At 43.1% G+C, this 22,522-nt stretch carries 25 protein-coding genes and 1 pseudogene; 13 read left to right on the top strand and 13 right to left on the bottom strand.

What is annotated here, in order from left to right:
* Nucleotides 1-240: 240 nt before the first annotated feature.
* Together I8U27_RS08120 and I8U27_RS08125 are read right to left on the bottom strand one after the other, a co-directional pair.
* Nucleotides 241-456 (bottom strand): spore coat protein, encoded by a 216-nt coding sequence (locus I8U27_RS08120; RefSeq protein WP_181751158.1) that lies wholly within the window; start codon nt 454-456, stop codon nt 241-243.
* A 423-nt stretch (nt 457-879) separates the two neighbouring features.
* Nucleotides 880-2,088 (bottom strand): chromate transporter, encoded by a 1,209-nt coding sequence (locus I8U27_RS08125; protein ID WP_181751159.1) that lies wholly within the window; start codon nt 2,086-2,088, stop codon nt 880-882.
* Between the two features lie 238 nt (nt 2,089-2,326).
* Between I8U27_RS08125 and I8U27_RS08130 the strand changes: the two genes are divergently transcribed.
* A complete protein-coding gene (locus I8U27_RS08130; RefSeq protein WP_181751160.1) occupies nt 2,327-2,791 on the top strand; it encodes an IS3 family transposase in 465 nt (154 codons plus the stop codon).
* A 289-nt stretch (nt 2,792-3,080) separates the two neighbouring features.
* Here the strand turns inward: I8U27_RS08130 and I8U27_RS08135 are convergent, their stop codons facing one another.
* Together I8U27_RS08135 and I8U27_RS21320 are read right to left on the bottom strand one after the other, a co-directional pair.
* The gene (locus I8U27_RS08135) at nt 3,081-3,971 is read right to left on the bottom strand and encodes a YitT family protein (protein ID WP_181751161.1); all 891 of its coding nucleotides are present in this window, start codon (nt 3,969-3,971) and stop codon (nt 3,081-3,083) included.
* 45 nt (nt 3,972-4,016) lie between these two features.
* Nucleotides 4,017-4,067, bottom strand: a pseudogene (locus tag I8U27_RS21320) (hypothetical protein); the annotation flags it as partial.
* A 158-nt stretch (nt 4,068-4,225) separates the two neighbouring features.
* Here I8U27_RS21320 and I8U27_RS08145 point away from each other — a divergent pair.
* The 3 genes from I8U27_RS08145 (at nt 4,226) to I8U27_RS08155 (ending at nt 6,270) form a co-directional block, all read left to right on the top strand.
* Nucleotides 4,226-4,552 (top strand): helix-turn-helix domain-containing protein, encoded by a 327-nt coding sequence (locus I8U27_RS08145; RefSeq protein ID WP_181751162.1) that lies wholly within the window; start codon nt 4,226-4,228, stop codon nt 4,550-4,552.
* Nucleotides 4,553-4,875: 323 nt separating this feature from the next.
* Nucleotides 4,876-5,082 (top strand): DUF1657 domain-containing protein, encoded by a 207-nt coding sequence (locus I8U27_RS08150; protein WP_181751163.1) that lies wholly within the window; start codon nt 4,876-4,878, stop codon nt 5,080-5,082.
* A 264-nt stretch (nt 5,083-5,346) separates the two neighbouring features.
* Complete coding sequence (locus I8U27_RS08155; RefSeq protein WP_181751164.1) at nt 5,347-6,270, top strand: sporulation protein; 924 nt, start codon at nt 5,347-5,349, stop codon at nt 6,268-6,270.
* Between the two features lie 150 nt (nt 6,271-6,420).
* Here the strand turns inward: I8U27_RS08155 and I8U27_RS21325 are convergent, their stop codons facing one another.
* The 3 genes from I8U27_RS21325 to cdiI form a co-directional block, all read right to left on the bottom strand.
* On the bottom strand, nt 6,421-6,654 hold the full coding sequence (locus I8U27_RS21325; protein ID WP_181751165.1) for a transporter associated domain-containing protein: 234 nt from the start codon (nt 6,652-6,654) through the stop codon (nt 6,421-6,423).
* A 22-nt stretch (nt 6,655-6,676) separates the two neighbouring features.
* Complete coding sequence (locus I8U27_RS08165; RefSeq protein ID WP_181751166.1) at nt 6,677-6,931, bottom strand: hypothetical protein; 255 nt, start codon at nt 6,929-6,931, stop codon at nt 6,677-6,679.
* 109 nt (nt 6,932-7,040) lie between these two features.
* Entirely contained in the window at nt 7,041-7,190 is a 150-nt protein-coding gene (gene cdiI / locus I8U27_RS20980) for a ribonuclease toxin immunity protein CdiI (protein ID WP_181751241.1), read from the bottom strand.
* Between the two features lie 611 nt (nt 7,191-7,801).
* Between cdiI and I8U27_RS08175 the strand changes: the two genes are divergently transcribed.
* The 7 genes from I8U27_RS08175 (at nt 7,802) to I8U27_RS08205 (ending at nt 13,228) form a co-directional block, all read left to right on the top strand.
* Nucleotides 7,802-8,692, top strand: coding sequence for a sulfite exporter TauE/SafE family protein (locus I8U27_RS08175; protein WP_181751167.1), 891 nt, complete (start codon nt 7,802-7,804; stop codon nt 8,690-8,692).
* A gap of 41 nt (nt 8,693-8,733) precedes the next feature.
* Nucleotides 8,734-9,174, top strand: coding sequence for an RrF2 family transcriptional regulator (locus I8U27_RS08180; protein WP_181751168.1), 441 nt, complete (start codon nt 8,734-8,736; stop codon nt 9,172-9,174).
* Complete coding sequence (locus I8U27_RS08185; RefSeq protein ID WP_181751169.1) at nt 9,171-9,377, top strand: YezD family protein; 207 nt, start codon at nt 9,171-9,173, stop codon at nt 9,375-9,377. Before I8U27_RS08180 ends, I8U27_RS08185 begins: the two co-directional genes overlap by 4 nt.
* An 85-nt stretch (nt 9,378-9,462) precedes the next feature.
* Nucleotides 9,463-10,458, top strand: coding sequence for a sulfonate ABC transporter substrate-binding protein (locus I8U27_RS08190; RefSeq protein ID WP_232345312.1), 996 nt, complete (start codon nt 9,463-9,465; stop codon nt 10,456-10,458).
* Nucleotides 10,459-10,476: 18 nt separating this feature from the next.
* Complete coding sequence (gene ssuD / locus I8U27_RS08195) at nt 10,477-11,619, top strand: FMNH2-dependent alkanesulfonate monooxygenase (protein ID WP_181751170.1); 1,143 nt, start codon at nt 10,477-10,479, stop codon at nt 11,617-11,619.
* A gap of 3 nt (nt 11,620-11,622) precedes the next feature.
* Nucleotides 11,623-12,399 carry an aliphatic sulfonate ABC transporter permease SsuC gene (gene ssuC / locus I8U27_RS08200; RefSeq protein WP_181751171.1) on the top strand — a complete coding sequence of 259 codons (777 nt, stop codon included), beginning with the start codon at nt 11,623-11,625 and terminating at the stop codon, nt 12,397-12,399.
* A 34-nt stretch (nt 12,400-12,433) separates the two neighbouring features.
* Entirely contained in the window at nt 12,434-13,228 is a 795-nt protein-coding gene (locus I8U27_RS08205) for an ATP-binding cassette domain-containing protein (RefSeq protein ID WP_198065861.1), read from the top strand.
* 161 nt (nt 13,229-13,389) lie between these two features.
* Here the strand turns inward: I8U27_RS08205 and I8U27_RS08210 are convergent, their stop codons facing one another.
* Nucleotides 13,390-13,815: a cysteine dioxygenase gene (locus I8U27_RS08210; protein WP_181751172.1), complete on the bottom strand. Its 426-nt coding sequence runs from the start codon at nt 13,813-13,815 to the stop codon at nt 13,390-13,392.
* A gap of 163 nt (nt 13,816-13,978) precedes the next feature.
* On the opposite strand from I8U27_RS08210, the gene I8U27_RS08215 reads away from it, so the two are divergent.
* The gene (locus tag I8U27_RS08215) at nt 13,979-14,230 is read left to right on the top strand and encodes a hypothetical protein (RefSeq protein WP_181751173.1); all 252 of its coding nucleotides are present in this window, start codon (nt 13,979-13,981) and stop codon (nt 14,228-14,230) included.
* A 53-nt stretch (nt 14,231-14,283) separates the two neighbouring features.
* Nucleotides 14,284-15,336, top strand: coding sequence for a sulfite oxidase (locus I8U27_RS08220; RefSeq protein WP_181751174.1), 1,053 nt, complete (start codon nt 14,284-14,286; stop codon nt 15,334-15,336).
* 580 nt (nt 15,337-15,916) lie between these two features.
* Here the strand turns inward: I8U27_RS08220 and I8U27_RS08225 are convergent.
* The 5 genes from I8U27_RS08225 to I8U27_RS08245 all read right to left on the bottom strand — a co-directional run bounded on the left by I8U27_RS08225 (nt 15,917) and on the right by I8U27_RS08245 (nt 22,514).
* Nucleotides 15,917-17,596 (bottom strand): CocE/NonD family hydrolase, encoded by a 1,680-nt coding sequence (locus I8U27_RS08225; protein WP_198065858.1) that lies wholly within the window; start codon nt 17,594-17,596, stop codon nt 15,917-15,919.
* 179 nt (nt 17,597-17,775) lie between these two features.
* The gene (locus tag I8U27_RS08230) at nt 17,776-18,540 is read right to left on the bottom strand and encodes an SDR family NAD(P)-dependent oxidoreductase (protein WP_181751176.1); all 765 of its coding nucleotides are present in this window, start codon (nt 18,538-18,540) and stop codon (nt 17,776-17,778) included.
* A 153-nt stretch (nt 18,541-18,693) separates the two neighbouring features.
* Nucleotides 18,694-19,965, bottom strand: a complete 1,272-nt coding sequence (gene hisD / locus I8U27_RS08235; RefSeq protein WP_181751177.1) for a histidinol dehydrogenase — start codon at nt 19,963-19,965, stop codon at nt 18,694-18,696.
* A 24-nt stretch (nt 19,966-19,989) separates the two neighbouring features.
* Nucleotides 19,990-21,492, bottom strand: a complete 1,503-nt coding sequence (locus I8U27_RS08240) for an aldehyde dehydrogenase (RefSeq protein WP_198065859.1) — start codon at nt 21,490-21,492, stop codon at nt 19,990-19,992.
* A 35-nt stretch (nt 21,493-21,527) separates the two neighbouring features.
* Nucleotides 21,528-22,514, bottom strand: coding sequence for an amidohydrolase family protein (locus I8U27_RS08245; protein ID WP_181751179.1), 987 nt, complete (start codon nt 22,512-22,514; stop codon nt 21,528-21,530).
* Nucleotides 22,515-22,522: the final 8 nt, after the last annotated feature.

Consider the following 22,522-nt stretch of genomic DNA (forward strand, 5'->3'; position numbering starts at 1 on the left):
TCATATTCCGGTATTGGGCGAGTGTGAGCAAAGCCCGCCACAGCTTCGCCCTTTTTTTCATATCACCCGGAAGTGCTCAGAGCGCCAAAAAAACGCAGTATCCAGCGTAAAGGACCCTACACTGCCAAATAAAGCTGTTGGATAGCCTAATCGCCAATTTTTCCAATCAATCAGAATGAATCCGAGAAACCAGGACAGGAAGAAGTAAGCCAAAAAAATCAAGAGAGTGACTCCCCTTTCTTATGAGAATAAATGCCTGTAAAAACTCAACTTTATCGGGAATTGGTTCATCATTTGTTGAAACCTTTGCGCACTTTGCTGTTGAACCTGACCAATTTGGTTGAACAGTTGTTTGGCTTCCGGATTGGTACAGTTATGAGCGTAAAAGGCATATTTTTTCGCTGCTAAATCCTCTTGCTTGAAAGCATCACGGGCAATGTAATAATCTTTGGCCAAGAATCACACCTCCTTTATATAAGCACATACTTATTTTGACCCAAAGTTTTTTTAATATGTGTACATCATTGATATTTACCAAGAGTCGAATTCTGAAAAGATAACTAACGAAAAATAGTTGTATTCTTAACCGAATAGGGTAACTCTCATCTTTACTTGCCAGTCTTTTTTATTTGTACAAAAATAATACATTCTCTATTCAAGCCGGTGTCTTATTTTATAGGGAGTACCAAAAGGGTTTGCTTTGAAGGAAAATGAAGAAGGGCCAGAATACTAATTTAGAATTAAATTCTTTTCATATACCAAACTCTAAAAAAAGTACCCACTTCCTTTTACATGAAGGAGTCGATACTCTTAACTTATCGACAAAGTTTGTTCAACAGGTCGACGAGCACCCAGTCTCTGCAAGGGATCGGATTTCTGTTAGAAAAGGGAAAGAATCGCCCCGCCCATCGCTGAAAACACCACCACAACCCAGGGCGGGAGTTTCCAAATGGTTAACAACCCGAAGGCAATCAGTGCCAGACTAAAATCAGCAGGGCTTTGAATCGCTTTCGTCCAGACAGGGTCATAGAGAGCGCCGAGCAAAATTCCTACGACTGCGGCATTAATTCCGTTAAGTGCCGCTTGAAATTTCGGTTGGGTCCGAATCCACTCCCAGAAAGGTAATGCCCCGATAATCAGCAAAAAGGAGGAAAGAAAGATCGCCACCGTAGCCAATAGGGCTCCTGGCCATCCGCTAATCACTGTCCCTAAGTATGCAGCAAAGGTAAAGAGGGGACCCGGAACCACTTGTGCCGCTCCATAACCGGCAAGAAACTGATCCGAACTCATCCATCCCGTCGGTACGACTTCTGCTTGAAGGAGCGGAAGAACCACATGGCCTCCGCCAAATACCAGTGAACCCGTTCGGTAAAAACTATCAAACAGCGCCAGCCACTGACCCGAAGAGATTTGCCGCATCAGAGGGAGAAGGAGCAAGAGAGCAAAAAATAGCCCCCAAGAAATCAAAGCCGCTTTCCGACCCATAGGAATTCGAATCGACGAAGACTCAGAAACTGAGCGCTTGGGCAATAACCACCACCCGATGAATCCGGCTGTCACGATAATGAGTACTTGACCTAAAGCGGTTTGCCAGGTAACCGCGGCAATCGCAGCCAGAAAGGCGATCGTTGCCCGGGGACGATCAGGTGCTAAATTTCTGGCCATTCCCCATACCGCCTGGGCAACGACAGCCACTGCAACCACTAACAACCCATGAATCCAGCCCATCTCTTGAATCTGAAATCGCTGTACTACATATGCAAAAATGACAAGGGCTAAAGCGGAAGGAAAAGTAAAACCGATCCATGCTGCCAATGCCCCCGGCAAACCTGCCCGGATCATTCCAATGGCAATTCCCACCTGACTGCTTGCCGGACCCGGCAAGAATTGACAAAGGGCAACCAAATCGGCATACGCTTTTTCATCCAGCCATTTTCTGCGATTCACATATTCGTCCCGAAAGTATCCTATGTGAGCAATGGGCCCCCCAAACGAGGTAAGTCCTAAACGTGTAGCAACTCCCAATACTTCAAGGACAGAATTCCCCTCTTTCGATGGGTTGGCCTCCTTCTTTTTTTCATCCGTCATCACTTCATTACCTCCGAATTAAGTCTATAAATTGTTATATATCTTTGCCCATTGTCTTTTCTGTTTTAGCCATTGAAGTCTTTTTCAACTTCCAACCCTTCCGATAAAAAGACATACCCGACGAAGATCCGGATAAGAAAATTTTGTTCATTGAAAAGCCTCCTAATCCTTTCTATTTATTTTACACTTTATAGACGTTTTGTATGTTTATGATTAATTTATATTTACAAATGGGAGATTGACGGATGTTACTTATCTGCCGATCCATGGTGGCTTCGTATATCTATCAGCGATTCAGGATTTATACAATAATGAAATCATCGCTTATCACGTCTCGAAACGGAATGATCTGTCATTGGTCATGAAAACATTGGAGAAAGCATGTGAGAACAGAGAAGTGGTGAAAACCCTGATTCATTCAGATCAAGGTTTCCAGTACACTTCCCGGCAGTATAGCAAGAAACTCGAGCAACTAGGAATGGTTGGGAGCCATTCGCGTAAAGGGAACTGCCTAGATAATGCTTGTATCGAATCGTTCTTTTCCCATCTTAAGTCGGAGATGTTGTCCCTTCAATGTCCGGAAACCCTTGATGAGTTGCATCGAGCTATTGATCAGTACATTACGTTCTATAACCATGAACGCTCCCAAAAGCGACTTGGCGATCGGTCCCCGGTCGAATACCGGGAAGCGATCGCCGCATAAATACTTGGGCTTTATTTACATAGTCTACTTTACAGGGTTAATACCACAAATTGGGCTTTAATATATTAATTGAATAATGATATCCAGTTTCATGAGGGTGAACTTACTTATTACCTGCAAACCACTTTTTCAATAAGTTCCAAAGAGTATTTTTTCTTTGTTGGTCATCTCTTTTAGATATGCCTGTTCCCCCACAGCTTAAGCAGATCGTTTCCATTGGAACGGGAAGCATCGTTTTAATCTTTCCTCTCCCTTTGCAAACGGAACAAGTCCCCAACTGTAGACCTCCCTAATGGATATCCCGCTTCTTAAACCGCCCACCTCGTACATCATGGATGTTCCCAATCGCCAGGAAAGCTTGGGGGTCAACATCCTCCACAATGGCTTTTAACTTGGCTTCCTCTAAACGAGTGACCACACAGAAGATCACTTTTTTAAATTCACCTGTGTATGCCCCTTCCCCACTTAAGTACGTGACCCCACGTCCTAATCGGTTCAGGATACATTCCCCCAACTTCTCAGGTTCGTCACTGATAATCCAGACAGATTTGGTTTCCTCAAATCCTTCAATAGTAAGGTCGATCATTTTGAAGGCAATAAAGTAAGCGATGAGTGAGTACATGGCCCGATCCCACCCAAATTCAAATCCCGCACTTCCCAGGATGAAAAGGTTAAAGAACATCACGATTTGTCCTACTGAAAAGGGTAATTTTTTGTTAAACAGGATGGCCATGATTTCTATTCCGTCCAACGATCCCCCGTATCGGATGACGATACCAATTCCGATACCAATGATAATCCCTCCAAATACAGCTGCCAAGAGAGGATCATCTGTTAAAGGCGGGACCGGGTGAAGTAAGTTGGTTCCAATTGCCATAACCACAACACCAAACAAGGTGGAAATCGCAAAGGTCTTTCCAATTTGTTTGTAGCCAAGAAAGAAAAATGGCAGGTTCAACACAAATAAGATGGCTCCTAAATTAAGTCCGGAAAGATGGGACAAAATGATCGAGACCCCCACAATTCCTCCGTCAATCACTTGATTGGGAATCAAAAAAATCTCCAGGCCGACCGCTACAAGTACCGCACCAAGTAAGATGAACGTTCCACGCTTTAACATTTTGGTTTTTGTCAGCTTTTTATGATCGATTTTTTCCAGTTCAGGTACAAACACTCCCATATACCAAACCTCCTTCTTTTAAGTCTCCAGGTGTTAACATGACCCTTACACCGATAAGGAGATACCCGCTCCCATCCAATCATAAAGGTCCCGGGTCTTTTTATCGACTCCCCATCCCCATAGAGCGGAACCTTACTTACCCTATTACGTTATATTGAGTTCAGCGAATTAAAATGATCCATTTGCTTATAATGACTAGTGTGATCCATACAAGCTGTTATATTAAGCAGAAACAGAAAAAAAAGGAAATAGGATTGCGGATCAAATCTCGAAATAAAGGCTGGAAACAAAAACATTTGCTGCTAGTAGATGAATCTCTTCAGGTCATCTCAAATATGGAAAGGGGATATACTTACCCAACCCCTATCCAACTTGGTAAACTCGCAAAAGCACTGGGTACGACCACAGATTTTATATTAGGAGTCATGGGCAATCCATCCCCCTCCCTACCACAGAGACCCAAAACGATTGATCTAAAAAAAGCATTAGATGAAGATACAACCCATTGGGGAGATCAACTCATATCTCAGGGGCAAAAAGCACTGATTAAAAATTTGATCGCAGTAGTAGAAAATGATTAACCTTTAAAAGCCCTCATTTTTGATCAGTCCCATTATATCAGAAATAAAGGCCTATAAACCTGGCACGTAAAAATCCCAAAGAGGTTCACAAACTTTTTAAGTTGGGTCGCTTCATGTGACTAATGCCTTTTATAAAAAGAACCGTCTGCGGTTAAAGCAGACGGTTTAGGCATGTTCAGGGTCTATCTATTTATTCGTGCTCTACTCAGGACTTTTTAGTTTCCATTTTGTAACATCTGCTACATTAACAAGTGCCCGAATAAATTTTTATTGATGGTGAAAACTACATGTTGTAAATATCCCTCAGCAAGGAGTAGATTTTCATGACTATAGGTACAAAGATCCAACAAACGATTGCCACTGCAGAAAGTGTAGCTGCCAACCTCAAATCCTTTGCACTCGATACGAATGATCAACAAGCTAAGCAAATGTATAACCAACTTGCTCAGAACGTTGATTCCATTCTCCAACAACTAAAAAATCGAGAGCAGCAAGTGATGGCAGAAGAGCCACAGTATAAACAGCAATAACAAAAGGGGACTTTTAAAGTTTCTTCAACATACAAAAAACGCTGTAACCTTGATAGGGAAAGCAGCGTTTTTTGTATTCCCTTGTTTTATAATAAGAGTAGAAAAGATAGAACCCACGGTCTCCAGTTTCGTTTGCAATCGGATGACCTAAAAACGAGCGTTTCAGGATATTAATTATTTTTACAAATCTGACACATTTACCCTCCTATACAACCAGTACAATATAATTGTTGCTATTACTTTTATGGGAGGAACTCCATTCGAATGGTATTCAAAAAATTTATGGCTAAATTAGGCAAAGGTGCGGCTCAAGTCGACCTGGTACTGGACAATCAGGAATACATGCTGGGAGAGCAAGTGAACGGAGAACTCATCATTCAAGGTGGAACCATTGAACAAGACATCAATAAGATTGACGTTGATTTCCTGATGAATGTTCGAGTAGGAGAGCATGAGCATACCGCATTGATCCATCGTTTCCAGTTCCATGATTCCTTTAAGATTCAGCCTTCAGAAAGAAAAACATTCCCGTTTTCCTATGATCTCCCGCAAAATCTCCTGCTTTCCGGATATTCTGTTTCCTATTACTTTATCACCCATTTAGATATCGCAGGGGGAGTGGATTCTACAGACAGGGATCACATTCATGTAACTCCTCCACAACGCTTTCAAAACATCCTAACTGCTTTGGGGCAACTCGGATTCCGTGAAAAATACGGCTCTCGTTCCTTTGACGGCCATATGCAAGAATTTGAATTTACCCCCACATCCTTTTTAAAAGATGAAGTTCAAGAAGTGGAATTCGTTGCTGCTATTGAAGAAGAAGGAATTCGCTTATTATTGGAAGTAGATTTGTATTCCTTTACAGGCGAAAAAGAGGTAAAACGAGAGGTTTGGTTAGAAAATCAAATCCTTGACGATCCGGACCAACTTGTCGCTTATCTACAGCAAATATTAGCGGATACCGTTCAAAATCCTAGTGTATACTACTATGACAAAAAACATTTCTATCATAAAATTTCCGGTTTATCGGGAGCCATCGGTGCTTTTGCAGTAGGGCTCATTGCTGCTGAGATCTTTGAGGAAGCACTGGAAGAGATATTCGAAGACGAGGAGACTGATGAAGAGTCACCCGATGAAGACGAAGGATTTTTAGAAGATTTTTTTGGCGGCGATGAAGAGGACTAATATCCAAAAAGTGAAAGCAAGCCAATTTCGGCTTTCATTGTTTTAATTTACTGTAAAATCGTTTAAAATGTTAACATGCAAGGAGCAGGATACGGGGGAGCAGCCATCTATATGGATGGCTGTTCATTTATTTTCCTCTCATTTTCATTCTCATGTTCGATTGGCTTGACTAGGAATCTCGTCAATCTGCGCTGGTGAACATCCTGAACTAAAAAACATATGTTTATCATACGTTACCTGGTCCCCAACTTCGGGGACTTTTTCAAGCTGCGAGAAAATCCAACCCCCAATGGTATCATTATCCCGATCTTTGATGTCTATCTTGAAATACTCATTAACTCCTTCAATTTTCCGATGTTCGCCGCAACGGTTACAATGAGACACGTGTTGTCCTATATGAACTGCCTCACAATATCTTTCGTGCCTTTGCCCCTGCCATTTGGGAGATCAGTATAGAAGCCGTTCCAATCGCTAAAAATACCGCAAAGTAAAATTGCAAAATAGCGTTGGTTACCCTCCCACAGCCGCCACCATTAAGGGGATCTAGTATGAAATTGGTGATTTTTTTACCGTCCATTTGTTCTATTACTTCATAAACCCGATCCCATTTTGGTAAAGCTTCTACATGATCAATTCGATCTACACTTAACTCCCATTCCATCAATTTACCCCTTCTTTCACTTGTCTTCAGTAGGATAAGGTGTATTTAATATTTTCCGTGTACATCATATTTCAGCTAAGCGAACACCCAAAGGCAGACTCTAAAGACCTCACTGTGCTACGTTAAACCTACGTTTAATTTCTTTCAAACAAGCTTCAACTTCATCTTTATTGTGAGGATTTCGGGTTAAATAATCTTCGCTTGTTTCTTTTAAATATTGATAAAACGTTTCATAGTCTACAATTGCATTTTCTTCAATAAAACCGGATGAATTAAGTCACCCGTTCTAAAAATATTGTCATACCTTGTATCAATAAAAGGGCTTTCATGGAGTATTCACGGGCATATGGGTGTAAGTCACAACACCAATCCTCCCCTTGTAACCTGGTTATCAGTTTTTGCAGGGTCTACACACAATTCCATACCTTTACCATTTCCATTATTAATAATTATCATATTTATATTGACATTCGCCCTATTTCATATTATATTCAAATCAAAGTAAATAGGTTTTGTTTCTTTTTAAAGTCGACTATTTAACTCTGTTTTGTCATGATTTTAAAGAAAAAATTGTTGTTATTTGTTTATTTTATTCGACAAAAAAGGATGGTACGGTAGTCCTCTCAAGTAAGTACACAATAAAGAAAAGCTTTTTTAACCTCTCAAAACAACGCAAGCAGATTGGTTTTATTCATATTCATGAAGATGATGATAAGGGTCTCACATTGCTGGTGCTATGCATACGACGTGATCTTTCATCATAAAGTTGACTAATATACTCAATATTATCAAGCTTTATCAACAATAAACTCAACCCTTGTTTTTTGATCAAATATAGAAAAATTGCTCCGACTAAGGAGGGGGGTAGAGATGCAAAAACTGATTATACTGGGATTAATCGGTTTTGCTGCGCAGTTAGTTGACGGATCATTGGGGATGGCTTATGGAGTTACTTCTTCTTCTTTGTTGCTTATGTTTGGTATTGCTCCGGCTGTAGCATCCGCTTCTGTCCACATGGCAGAGGTGGTTACAACAGCTGCCTCAGGCATCTCTCATTTACGGTTTGGAAACGTGGATAAAACGATTGTGAGAAGCTTAATTATTCCGGGCTCCGTCGGGGCCTTTGCAGGTGCTTGCTTTCTCAGCAGTCTGCCCGGTGATTTGGTAAAACCATATGTATCTGCATTTTTATTTCTACTCGGTTTTTATATACTCGGGCGTTTCCTGTTCGGAAATCCGTCTCTACCGGGCAAATCGAAAATCACCAGGCGTTTCCTGATTCCATTGGGCTTAATTGCCGGATTCGCAGATTCTACCGGAGGCGGAGGATGGGGACCTTTAACGACTCCCATCCTGTTGAGCAGAAAAGGAATCGAAACACGAAAGGTGATTGGTTCTGTCGATACGAGTGAATGTGCGATTGCTATTTCCGCAACAGCAGGGTTCTTTGTTTCACTTGGCTGGACAAATATCAACTGGCCATGGGTAGCCACATTAATGATCGGCGGGGTTGTCGCCGCTCCGATTGCTGCCTGGCTGGTCAAGATCATTCCTTCCCATGTGCTTGGCGTAATGGTCGGGGGATTGATCATTCTCACCAATGTCAAAACGTTACTTGACAGTTTTAAAGTCATTTCCCCCTTCTGGCACGGACTGCTTTATATTGTATTGTCCCTTATATGGGCAGTAGGCATCGCTATGGCTGTCTACAAGCATAAAAATAAGTTAAAGAAAAAGATGACTGTTCCTTTGCCGAAATAAATGTTAAGTTAAACGTGATACCGGTAAAGGGAGACAAGATTATGAAAGTTTCTACCAGAGGAGAATATGCGCTGCGTGCCCTCATCATCCTTGGGCAACGCCCGAACACCGTGGTACCTATTGCTGAGATCGCTGAAAAGACTCTGGTTCCAGTTAACTATCTGGAGCAAATTCTTTTGCAACTGAAAAATCTTGGATATGTAAAAAGCAAACGGGGAATACGGGGTGGATATACACTCCGTAAATCTCCTGAACTGATTGTGATTGGAGAAGTCATCCGGCAACTGGAAGGTCCTTTGGCCCCAATGGGATGTGTGAGCATAACGGCTTATGACCCTTGTTCGCTGGAAGAAGGCTGTTTGCTAAAACCACTATGGACCCTGATCCGCGATACGGTGGCCTACCTTTTGGACCACTCAACATTGGAAGACCTGCTGTCTGGACGGCTTCCAAGTATAAAGGAGGATGCTGGAATCAAATGAGAGCCTTAACCACTACCGATGAGCAGATGGGCCGCATTTTAAAAGCATTGGAAGGTTTGAAGTATGGTTCTGTACTCATTACGGTTCATGATTCCCATATTGTCCAAATTGATCGTACGGAGAAACAACGCTTTTCATTGGAACCTGCTTCTTTTGCCAAACCATCTGGCCGCAAGAATCAAAAAAAAAGGGAAAACCGCTGAACATCGCCGACCGGATCGCCGGAGGCCCCATTATCCTGGTTTAAATCAGGGATGGGGTCTTATTGTTTATGAGGAGGTTTCTAAGATGGCTGTTCGAATCGTCCATGGAACAATGGCTAAACAGCTTCGTTTGTTGACTATTTTTCTGTTGGTCACTTTTTCTGCAGTGTTAGCCACCGGATGCAATTCAGATGCATCAGGTAATGAAGAACGAGTCCTGAGGATCGGGTATCAGAAATTCGGGACATTAAGCATCTTAAAAGCCAGGGGAACCCTGGAAAAAAGCTTACAAGCACGAGGAGTCAAAGTACAATGGATACCCTTTCCCGCAGGACCTCAACTATTGGAAGCGATAAATGTTGGGAGCATTGATGTTGGACACACCGGAAACACTCCGCCCATCTTTGCACAAGCGGCAGGTGTCCCCTTGGTGTATATCGGTACCGGAACACCCAAGCCCGAGAATGAAGCGATTGTGGTACCAAAAGATTCTCCGATTAAGAATGTCAAAGACTTAAAAGGAAAAAAAGTGGCGCTGAACAAGGGGTCCAATGTTCACTATCTGTTGGTAAAAGCCTTAGAAAAAGCCGGTTTAAAGTATGAAGACATTCAACCTGTCTACCTCCCTCCTGCGGATGCCCGGGCGGCGTTTGCCAAAAAAAGCATCGATGCATGGGTAGTGTGGGATCCTTATTATTCTGCGGCTGAGATCGATTTAGGAGCAAAAACAATTACAGATGCCAGAGGATATACATCCAACCGTGAATTTATCCTCGCATCCGTCAGTTACGCCGACAAACACAGAGCCGAGATCAAAATCCTTCTCGATACGTTGCAAGAAACGACCGATTGGTTTAACGAACACCCGGATGAAACGGCCCAACTGCTTTCAAAGCAAATCGGGATGGATATTAAACCCGTGAAAAAGACCATTCAGCGGTCGAAATACGGATTAGAACCAATTGACGATTCTATCGTCAAAGACCAGCAAGAGATCGCGGACACCTTTCTGCGGATTGGGTTGATTCCCAGACAGATCCGTGTTCAAGACGTGATTGGGTCTAAAAATAAAACTCCATAAAAGAAAGGTTGTGAAAATATGCAAGTATTTTGGTTTATTCCCACTCATGGCGATGGACGGTATTTAGGTACAGCAAAGGGAGGGCGCAGTGTGACTTTCCCTTATTTGCGCCAATTAGCGCAGGCAGTGGATCACCTGGGTTTCAGCGGGGCATTGTTACCCACCGGACGATCCTGTGAAGACGCATGGATTGTGGCCTCCTCCCTGTTATCGGTAACCGAGCGAATGCACTTTCTGGTCGCTATTCGTCCCGGCCTGATCTCCCCTTCTGCATCGGCGCGTATGGCAGCTACGTTTGATCGGCTATCGGGAGGGCGGTTGCTCATCAACGTAGTAACTGGCGGGGACCCTGTTGAACTGGCCGGGGACGGTCTTCATTTGGACCACGATACCCGGTATGAGTTAACTGATGAGTTTCTGGATGTTTGGAGGAAGGAAATGCAAGGACAGGAGGTCCATTTTAGCGGTAAACATCTAAACATCAAAGGAGGGAAACTGCTGTTCCTTCCAGTTCAAACCCCGTATCCCCCTATTTACTTTGGAGGATCCTCTCCGGCGGGCCAGATGGTGGCAGCCAAACATGTGGATGTTTATCTCACCTGGGGAGAGCCCCCCTCCCAGGTTGAAAAAAAGATCGGGCAAGTGCGCAAATTAGCAGCCGAGCAGGGAAGAACCATCCGTTTCGGCATTCGCTTGCATGTAATTGTGCGGGAGTCGGAACGAGAAGCCTGGTATGCGGCCGAGAAGTTGATCCGTTATGTAGACGATGAAACGATCGCGGCATCTCAGCGAGTTTTTTCCCGGTTTGATTCGACGGGGCAGCACCGGATGTCTCAACTTCACGGAGGAAGGAAAGACAATTTAGAGATCAGTCCCAATTTGTGGGCAGGGGTTGGCTTGGTTCGCGGCGGAGCCGGAACCGCTCTCGTTGGAGACCCCCAAACCATAGCCAAACGAATGCGGGAATATGCTGACCTGGGAATTGAAACCTTCATTCTCTCGGGCTACCCCCATTTAGAAGAAGCATACCGGGTAGCTGAACTGCTCTTCCCTGAGTTACCACTGCAAAGCAATGCTTTTGCTTCAGAGCAATATGAATATGGTCCATTCGGAGAAATAATAGCCAACAGCCAATTTCCCGAAGAAAGAAAGGCAGATTAGCCGATGATCAAAGATTTTCCGCTCCATAAAATCATTGATTCGCTCATTCCCTGGAGTATTCCGGTTTTACTGGTGATACTCTGGCAAATTCTGAGCCAGCTTGGCTGGATTTCGGGAGAAACACTCCCAGAACCGATGGCCGTAATCCTGGCTGCCATCCAGCTGACAGAATCGGGGGAACTTTTCCAACATATTGGTGATAGTACTTACCGTGCCTTGCTCGGACTGCTGATTGGCGGGGGAATCGGACTTGTATTGGGCTTTTTAAACGGGCTTTTTCCGGTTGCTGAGAAACTGCTGGATACTACGGTTCAAATGCTACGCAATATCCCTCATCTCTCCTTGATTCCCCTAGCTATTCTATGGTTCGGAATCGGTGAAGAGGCTAAAGTGTTTCTCGTCGCTCTGGGGGTATTTTTTCCGCTTTATTTGAACACGTTTCATGGTATTCGCTCTGTAGATTCGGGCTTGATTGAGATGGGAAAAGTATACCGTCTAAATGGCGGGTCGCTGTTTATAAAGGTCATTTTTCCTGGTGCGCTGCCGTCCATTTTGGTAGGCTTCCGATACTCCCTAGGTATTATGTGGCTAACCTTAATCGTAGCAGAAACCATCTCATCTGACTCGGGTATCGGATATATGGCGATGAATGGCCGTGAATTTATGCAAATGGATGTCGTCCTGTTGAGTATTCTACTTTACGCACTTCTAGGTAAATTAGCCGACATATTAGCAAAGGTTCTCGAAAGGCAATGCTTGCGTTGGCAAATAAACAAATAACATATACCCAACGGGTTGAACGGAGGTGTTTCAACTGGGCAATAAGATTTCAGGGACGCGATTGGATATACGCGGATTACAAAAACAATTCGGCAGCCGTCTTATTTTGAACCACGTTGATCTCTATGTACACCCTGGTGAATTTGTCGCGATCGTCGGCCGGTCCGGGTGTGGGAAGAGTACGTTGCTGCGGTTAATTGCAGGTCTGGAAACTCCAGACAGAGGTACTATTATCCAGAACGGGAACCAGATCTCCGGTCTAAACCCTGAGGCCAGGATGATGTTTCAGGATTCCCGTCTCTTGCCATGGAATAAGGTTTTTGACAATGTCATGCTCGGTGTAAACAATGATGATAGCAATAGAAAAAAGCGGACAAAACAAGTACTCCAACACGTTGGCTTAGCGGAATACGAGCAGGAATGGCCAGGTATCCTATCCGGAGGGCAACGTCAACGGGCATCCCTGGCACGGGCACTGGTCAGCCGACCCCGCCTGCTCTTGCTGGATGAGCCGCTGGGAGCCCTTGATGCATTCACACGGATCGAAATGCAGCAATTAATTGAAAAGTTGTGGTTGGAACAAGGATTTACTTCCCTTTTGGTTACCCATGACATGGAAGAGGCAGTCGCTTTGGCTGATCGGGTTATTTTACTTAAAGACGGGAAAGTTACTCTGAATAAACCGATCTCCCTCGCCCGTCCCCGTCAACGGAGCAGTGCGTTGTTTGCCTCTCTAGTCGGAGACCTTTTGGAGCAGGTTATGGATTCCCACGTCTGTACTAAGGCAATGTTGCAGAAAATATCATCTGGCGGATCAAAGAATCGCTAACTAGAAGAAGGTACGATTAAAAATTCATACCCGTATACCATAAGGTTACGGGTATCGCTTCAACGTTTTGGGGGCGATTAGATATCAAAACATAAAAGGATTTACCCACGTTTTCCGGATTAATAACAATTCCCCTCTCTGGCCGAGTTGGAGAGATCAATTCACTCTCCGTAAACTCTCATGTCCCTAATTGGGGGAGAGTAAACGTGAAAGGTTATCAACTTTTCTCCGGAAGAATTGCACATGCTGTGAATTTGCCCTTTTGTAGCATAAAAGAATTCACCTTTCATGAATTTATTTTTCTCATAACAGAATGGCTTGTTATCTTTTTCAAGTACGTATAGCTTGTTAATCAGACTCCCCTCCACAACATAAGCGCATCCAGTGGAATTCCCGTGATCATGAACAGATGTTTTCCTCATTCCCGGTATACAGATAACAACTGCTTCTAAATTATTGGACTGGTAAATGACATTTCTGCCATATGGCAGGATGTCGGGTTCAGTGACATAAGAAAGAATTTTTTCACTCGTGCATCCTATTGACGAAATCGCTTCTTGTAACTCACGAAGTGTCGGTTGTGTCAATCCGGATAAAACCTGATTGACACATTGCAGAAAGTCCATATCAAGATTAAGCACCCTCTTTCACCATATATTTAATTTATGTAATGACTTCATTGTTTGTTAATGGACTTTAACTGTGGCTTGTCCTTTTTCTCTGGAACATATTTTCGAAAGGGTGACCATGGTGAGCTATATCAACTTAAAAGAGAGGTACTTTCTGATAAAGGAACTGATAAAATTGGCCAAAAAGTCTAACGAAAGAGATCGGTTCATTATTACTTCCATCCTTAATAAAATCGGCCATCCTGAAATTGTATTTACGTTCGAAGAAACAGACTTTCTAAAAGATAAAATCGATTGTTATCTCGATGAGGCGATGGACCACAGAGATGAACATAAGATTGAATTTTTAAAACAGCTTAAAATGAAAGTATAATAGCACCTCTTCAGTCACCGCGGGAGCCCGATTGATATTAGGAGGCTGAAAAGATGGCTATTAAAAAGCAACCAAAGATTAAACCCTGTCCGGTAACGGTCAGTCTGGAACCGGAAAATCAGGAAACACCGGTTCATTTTGTGGAAGACTGGATTACACCGGAAGAGTTTTTTTATAAGCGAAACCACTTCCCTTATCCTCCCCCTGACGATGTTCCCACTACACTAAAAATCGAAGGTCTGGTAAAACGTCCTCTGGTGTTAGACTATAAACAATTGCTCTCTTTACCTGCCAAGACCCTTATTGCCACCCTGGAATGTGCAGGAAACAAGCGTATCCTGTTTCATCCCCGAGTGTACGGCGTTCAATGGCAAAAGGGGGCAATCAGCCAGGGGATATGGGGTGGAGTTCCTCTTTACACTCTCTTAAGAATGGCGGGAATCAAACGTTCAGCCAGAGACATTGTGTTTACCGGAGCGGACCGGGGCCCCGACCAGAGTGTTTACGAGAGAAGTCTGCCAGTTGAGAAAGCAATGCATCCGGATACAATCGTTGCCTATCAAATGAACGGTGGCCCGATCCCCCATGCACACGGATTCCCTTTCCGTCTGATCGTTCCCGGATGGTACGCAATGGCCTCCGTAAAGTGGTTATGTAAAATCACCGCCATTGATTCCGCCTTTGAAGGTTCCTTCCAGACGACAGATTATATGTATTATCCCCATGCGGATACAGATGATGGAAAAAAACCTGTCACCACCATTAAAGTAAACTCGTTCATTCAACAGCCACAGGATTATGACACCCTGAAAAAGGGGCTAAACCTGATTAAAGGATTCGCATGGACGGGGAAGGGAACCATTTCGAAGGTAGAGGTGAGTACCGATAATGGTGTATCTTGGAAACCGGCATCACTGTTTAAATCTCAACATCCTTATGCATGGACTTTTTGGAAATACGAATGGCAAGCAGAACAAAAAGGAGAATTCATCATCTTAGCCAGAGCCAAAGACTCTACTGGCAGGGTCCAGCCCATGGTACCAGAATGGAACCGTAAAGGGTATGGGTACAATGCCATAACCAGCATAAGAGTGCAGGTTAAATAAATCCAAATTATTCGTAACTTATGCGCAATAATCGAGTAGGAGGGGATGAGACTCCCCCGTCCTTTCAGTTGAGTAGCACAGGGGAATCTCACCCCTATACTCTCATCCGACTCCTATCGTTCATCCGTTACTCAAGATTGGAATTTTTGTCAGAAAAGAGCTATGGCTATCTGGAATTGGAGCGAAAAAGGACCAAAAAGCACTGATCAAAAAGCTCATTGCAGCCGTGGTCAATAAGGATGAACAATATGATTAATCATTCAAAAGCCCATGACGTCAATAACATAAAACATTAGTTCAGCTGGGGAAACTTACAGCATAAATCCTTCCCATTTTTTTGAGTAAACTGCATGATATTAAAGCTGACAAGCTGAGCCGCTATAAAAATAGCGGCCTCCTTGTGTTTAAGAAGAACTAATAAATTATCATTTATGTGTAAATAACCACCATCACCTGATCCAGACCGGGAACACAACTGTGCAGTTCTTCTATAAATTTTTTCTTATATCTTTATTCGGTAACGGCAACTGTACTAGAGGGTTACTTAGAAATGGTATTTGGCCAATATTGATTGAGTCTTTTAAATAGATTTTGGAATTATTGGTACAAGAAGATAAGAATCTCTGCCCCCACCTGCATGTAAAGAAATTATATTATCAAAAATCTCCCGAGGTCGATCCCGCTCATCATCGTGCCAAAATGCTCCCGAACCAGTCATATCCTTTCCATGGAACTTTGTACCTTTTTCGCAATTTTTGTAATCTGATCCGCGAATTGTCAGCCCTAAACGATAATCGGGAGGAATGATGATACAAGTAGGCCAAATTTCGATGTCTAATTCATAAACCTCATTTGGCACCAATGGCTGCTTTTCGTCATGAGTGTGGTATGGCTGATAGTCAGTGCTTTCCACAGGATCAAGCTTACGGTGTGATGCCCGCAGCCACCCCTGGGAAAGGGGAGTACGAGGGTCCATCGCACCATTAAATAAGATCTCATTGCCTTTCGGATCAAAAAGTCTGGCCACAAGGAATAAGTCTGCATCAACCGTTGATGATGAAACAAAGAGCTTCGCTGCCATTGGGCCAGTGATCTCTGTCTCTTGTTCAAAAGGCGGGGTCAAAAAGGTAACACCATCACCAAAAGCTTCATATTGAACTTTACCTTCAGAAGGTATCTTATCTTTGCTTAAACTCATACTTTCTGGATCTAGATAAAGCTTCGTCCACTGTGTACGGGCTAGCGGCCATTCTTTTTCCTTCCGCTCAATAAATTGTCCATCTACCGTTCTAACCTGTAATAAAACGGGCGGCTGTTCCTTCCAATCCCCCTCCTCATTCTTAAGAAAATAGTCAAAGAAACGACGTTGCAGTTCCACGCCATATTGAGTATAAAAATGTGTCCAGTGCTCAAGTCCATGTACCTCAAGCCACTTTTGTTTTGATGCGGCACGTTTATAGCCCTCAAAATTACCGCGTGCGTGAAGACCAAGACCTCCCCAATTGGCAGCAGACAATAACGGAACAGTTACTTTTGACCAATCGACTTTCCTTTCCTCGTAATATTCATCATTAATCAGTGGACGTGTCACGATATCGTGATCAAGATCGGTACGGTTTTTTGCTAACTCTTCTTCAGACAGCGTGTCCGGTCCGGCCACCAGCTCACCAGTATTTTTATTAATACTTCCTCTTTCCCCTACACCATGCTGAACAGCTAACACTTGAGGTTCATACCAGGTTGACCAGAATGTTGAAAGGATACCTCCATGGTGGGTTGCATCCCGGTAAAAATCAGATGCGCCTTCCCAGGGGCAGATTGCCGCAAGGTGCGGTGGCTGAAGGGCGGCTACCTGCCATTGATTCATAGCGTAATAAGAAATTCCCAGCAGACCAACTTTACCGTTGCTCCATGGTTGAACACCCGCCCATTCAATACATTCATAGAAATCCTTTGTTTCACGTTTTGAGAAAGGATTTATATAACCCGGTGATCGACCCGTACCTCTTGAGTCAACACGGACACAAACATATTCATATGGGACCCACTTCTCCGGGTCCACAGTCTCCCAATTTTGATATTTGTTTGTAGACCCTTCTGTAACATCCGGATGAGCTTCGGTCATCACTTTCCATTGCCTGGGGTACCCTTCCTGGAAAGCCAGTCCCTTGCCGTATGGACCGTACGTTAGGATAACCGGATAGCGCCCCTCTTTCACCGGACGATAAACATCGGCACGAAGTATGATCCCATCATCCATTGTTATAGGTACATCCCAATCAATTCTCATTCCATCTCTTATCTCACTTTTTATTCCATCTCTTTCCTCACTTGTTTGGCTCATTAGAATATCACCTCTTCACTAATTTATCATGCTTAATTTTTTTCAAATTTGAATTGAAAAGAAAGATGCTTAAAAATGCCAATTTAGCACATAGATTAAATGGCCGTCCAACCACCATCGACACGTATTGTTTCTCCCGTAATAAAATTAGCCATATCTGAAGCCAAAAACAGAACGGCGCTGGTGACATCATTTGGTTTTGCCAATGAACCTAATGGAATACGATCTAATACATCTTGATAAAATTCCTCATCTTCAAACATCTTTCTTGTAAGATCAGTTTCAATAAATGTCGGTGCAACGGCATTTACTTTAATATTGTACTTTGCCCACTCGATCGCCAGTGCTTTTGTCAGTTGAACAGCTCCGCCTTTACTTGAACAATAAGCGGCACGTTTAATGTAACCTACAAAGGCCATTTGAGATACAATATTTATAATCTTACCCGGCTGCCCTTGCTCAATCATACTCCTGGCTGCCCGCTGGGAGCAGAAAAACGTTCCTTTCAAGTTCGTATCAAGGACAGCATCCCAGTCCTGTTCAGTTACCTCCAATGCAGGCTGTGGAATGTTCAAGCCTGCATTGTTAATGAGGATATCGATCCGACCTTTTAGCGCCAGGAATTTATCAATCATTTCATAGATTTCATTCACCTTTGTGATATCAGCAGACAGATAGGAACAATTTGGATTGATTTGTTTCAACTCTTCAGTTGTTTTAGTTAAAGCCTGTTCATCCCTACCCACAATAAATACGTCAGATCCGAGGCGGGCGAATTGAAGTGCGATATCTTTACCAATCCCCTTACTTCCACCTGTAACGAGCACATTTTTTCCTTTTAACTCAGAAAAATAATTCATTTCATTTGCCTCCCGTTTTTCCGGCATAAAAAGTGGAATAGAGTATTTTTTTAAGCAGCTAAGCATAAGGCTTTTGCCTTATGCTCGTTCATTATAAGTTTTAGGCAGATTCAATTTTATCAACCTTCATATATTATAAGGGTGTATATTCCTTTACCCATATTTTTTTATACGTATAAGCGCTTGCTCCCTGTGCCCCATAAAACGCTCTATTTTACATAGCCTTTCAGCATATTTACCTACAAATACACTTGCTTCAGGGGTGCATTTCTGATACGTACATGTTTTTAAAAATTTACCTACCCAGAGCCCTCCCGTATACCGTGCAGCTCCTTTTGTAGGCAGGGTATGATTTGTACCGATAACCTTGTCCCCATACGCTACATTCGTTTCTGGCCCCAGAAATAAAGCACCGTAGTTTGTCATGTTTTCTAAAAAATAATCATTATCTTCGGTAAGTACTTCGACATGTTCGTAAGCCAATTTATCTGCCTCGATAACTGCTTCTTCTTTATTGTCAACCAGAATAATAGAGCCGTAATCTCTCCAGGCAACACTTGCCACATCGGCAGTCGGAAGCGTTCTCAGTTGCCGTTCAATTTCTTTGACCACTTCTTCTGCCAGCTTCTCTGAAGTAGTAATCAATGCCCCTGGAGAAGTGGGGCCATGTTCCGCCTGACCGAGGATATCGCACGCTACTATTTCTGGATCGGCCGTGTGATCTGCAATTACGAGAACTTCAGTAGGACCCGCTAATAAATCGATTCCGACCTTTCCAAACAGTTGTCTTTTCGCCTCCGCTACATAAGCATTTCCCGGGCCTACTAGCATATCTACAGCTTCGATGCTCTCTGTTCCTAATGCCATAGCAGCCATAGCTTGAACTCCACCCAGAATATATATTTCATCAGCTCCGGCAAGCGCCATCGCTGTTACTGTAGCGGCAGGCAGCCCGCCATCAATTGGTGGTGTACATGCAATCACACGTTTAACCCCTGCCACTTTTGCTGTAACAATGCTCATATGTGCGGAAGCGACCATTGGGTATCTTCCTCCCGGCACGTAGCAGCCTACACTGTTTACCGGGATATTTTTGTGGCCCAAAATGACTCCGGGCAGCGTTTCCACCTCAATATCCTGGATGGCTTTTCTTTGCTGGATAGCAAAGTTCCTCACTTGTTCTTGAGCAAACCGAATGTCATTAATGGTTTGTTCGGGAAGACTATTGATACATTCTTCTATTTGCTTCGCGGATAGTTTGAAACTTTTTGGAGACCACTTATCAAATCGTACAGAAAATTCCCGTACAGCCTCATCTCCACGTTGTGTTACTTGCTGGATAATGTCTTTTACAGACTCGGTTATTTGAGTACTTAGATTTTCGATCTCACCTTGGCGATCTCCAATCTTCAAATATTTTGCCATATTATCTCTCCTAACCATTATCATTTAACTATATCTTTTAATTTCATCGGAATCCTCATACCAATCAAAGGATTGCCGATCATAATTTACGATGATACTTTTTACTTCAGTATAGTCTCTGAAGCATTCAACTCCATTTTCTCGTCCGATTCCACTATCCTTTACTCCACCCCATGGTGAAGAGGGGTCCAGCCGATGGTGATCGTTAATCCACACGATCCCGCATTCCAATTTATCCGCGACAGCATGGGCGCGCTTCACATCGTTCGTCCAAACGCCCATTGCTAAGCCAAAATCGGTTGCATTAGCTAATTGGATTGCCTCCTCCTCTGTTTCGAACGGAATGAGACAGGTAACAGGACCGAACACTTCTTCCTGGGCTATTCTCATTTCGTTATGAACATCCTTAAATATGGTCGGCTGATAAAAATACCCCGCCGGCATTTCTTTCGGACGAGTTCCTCCGTATAGGAGAGTAGCTCCTTCGTTAAGGGCAATTTGAACATAATCCTCCGTTTTCTTTAGCTGCATTTCTGAAATAAGCGGTCCCATTTGCGTTGATAGTTCCAGCGGATCCCCCAGACGGATTGATTTCGCTTTCTCTACCAATCTTTCAGCAAACTCGTTATAAATAGATGTGTGAACGAGCAATCTAGCTCCTTGGACACAGGTTTGACCTGTTGCAATAAAAGAGGCAAATGCAGCACCATTAACAGCTTGCTCCAAATCGCAATCCTCAAAAAACAGCACAGACGCTTTGCCCCCTAATTCACAAGAAACCTTAGCAAGATTACTGCCCGCCATACTTGCCACTTTCTTGCCCGTTTGAGTTCCGCCTGTTAGATCGATCTTATTTATTTCCGGATGATTGCATAATTCTGCCCCTGCTACTGGACCAAACCCAGTTACTACATTAAAGGCACCCCTTGGCAATCCTTCATCCAACGCGATACGGGCAAGCATTAATGTCGTAATCGGTGTAAACTCTGACGGTTTCACTACCACTGAGTTCCCGGCAGCCAGAGCAGCCACTAATTTTTTAATTAAAATCAGCATCGGATGGTTCCAAGGCGTTACAATTGCAATAACCCCTAAAGGAACTCGTTTTGTATAATTCAAGTAATTCCCGGAAAAGGGAGGAACCGTCCCTTCAAAGGTTCGAATTAATCCTGCGTAATAGTCAAACCATTCCGGCAATCTTTTTAATTGTGCCGCCATCTCCCTAATTGGCCGTCCTGTACAAAGTGATTCTAAATAGATGAATGTTTCCAGTTCTCGTTCCAATCTATCTCCTATTCTCTGTAAAATTTTTGCCCGCTGAGAAACGCCCATTCTTGACCAAATACCTGATTCAAAACATTGTCGAGCTGAGTTTACAGCAGAGTCAACGTCTTCTGCCCCTCCTTCGGCCACCTCGGTGATCTTTTCTCCAGTCGCGGGATTATATACTTGAAAGTATTTATTTGTAGAGACTTGTTGCTCCTCTCCATTAATAAACAGGTCATATCTATTTTTCAGTTTTACCAATTTGACCATCCTTTATTTTATAAAGTTTAATGGAATTAAAGTTTAAGCAAGCGAGCAGCATTTTCTCCAAATATTTTTCTTTTTTGAGATACGCTTAGACCTTTTACACTATTAATTAAACTAATTGGGTCTTCATCTCCCATATCGAACGGAAAATCTGTTCCCAGAACCACACGGTCTTCCCCTTGGGTCTCAATTAAAAATTTCAATGCTTCTGGGTTAAATGTAATCGTATCAAAGATTAATTTTCGAACGTCCTCAGTTGGAGAAGACTCCAGGTTTAGTTTTGTTTCAGCGCGAACTTTGTGCCCGTGCTCCAGCCTGCCTACCTGGTAAGGGATAAACCCTCCACCGTGTGCAAAATATAATTTTAACTTAGGAAACTTCTGTAATAGTCCTCCAAATACGATATGTGAAATCGATACGGATGTATCAATGAGATTTCCCAATAGGTTCGTTAAATAATAGGATTCCAAACCTTTTTTATTGCCCAAGTAATACGGATGAAAAAACACTAACATATCTAGTTCTTCAACTTTTTGAAAGAAAGGAAGGAATCGCCTATCATCAAATTGAACCCCTTCGACATGAGATCCTAACTCGATTGCGTTTAGTCCTAATTCATCGTGGCACCTCTGCAATTCAAGAATCGCTTCGTCGGGATCATTCAGAGGAACAATTCCCATTCCTGCAAAACGATCCGGATTGGCCCTTACAAATTCAGATACACTGTCATTATAGATACGGCATACGAGCTTAGTAGTTTCTAAATCAGACCAATAGTAGAAAATCGTTGGTGGAGCGGATAAAACAGACATATCCAGCTTTTTCATTTCCATGTCCTGTAATTTTGCACTCACATCATAAAATGTTCTAAATAAAGGGTACTTAAAGCCCTCTTTGTGGTTAAAAAACTCCAAATCTCCATTTTCCTCAACCTGTATTCCAAAACGATCCGGTTCTTTTCTTACTTCTTCTATAAACCTTTCAGGAATAAAGTGGCTGTGAATATCGATTCTCATTTAAAACG

Origin of the sequence: Paenactinomyces guangxiensis, assembly GCF_016055185.1 — a bacterium.
In the GTDB taxonomy this organism is placed as follows: Bacteria; Bacillota; Bacilli; order Thermoactinomycetales; family Thermoactinomycetaceae; genus Paenactinomyces; species Paenactinomyces guangxiensis.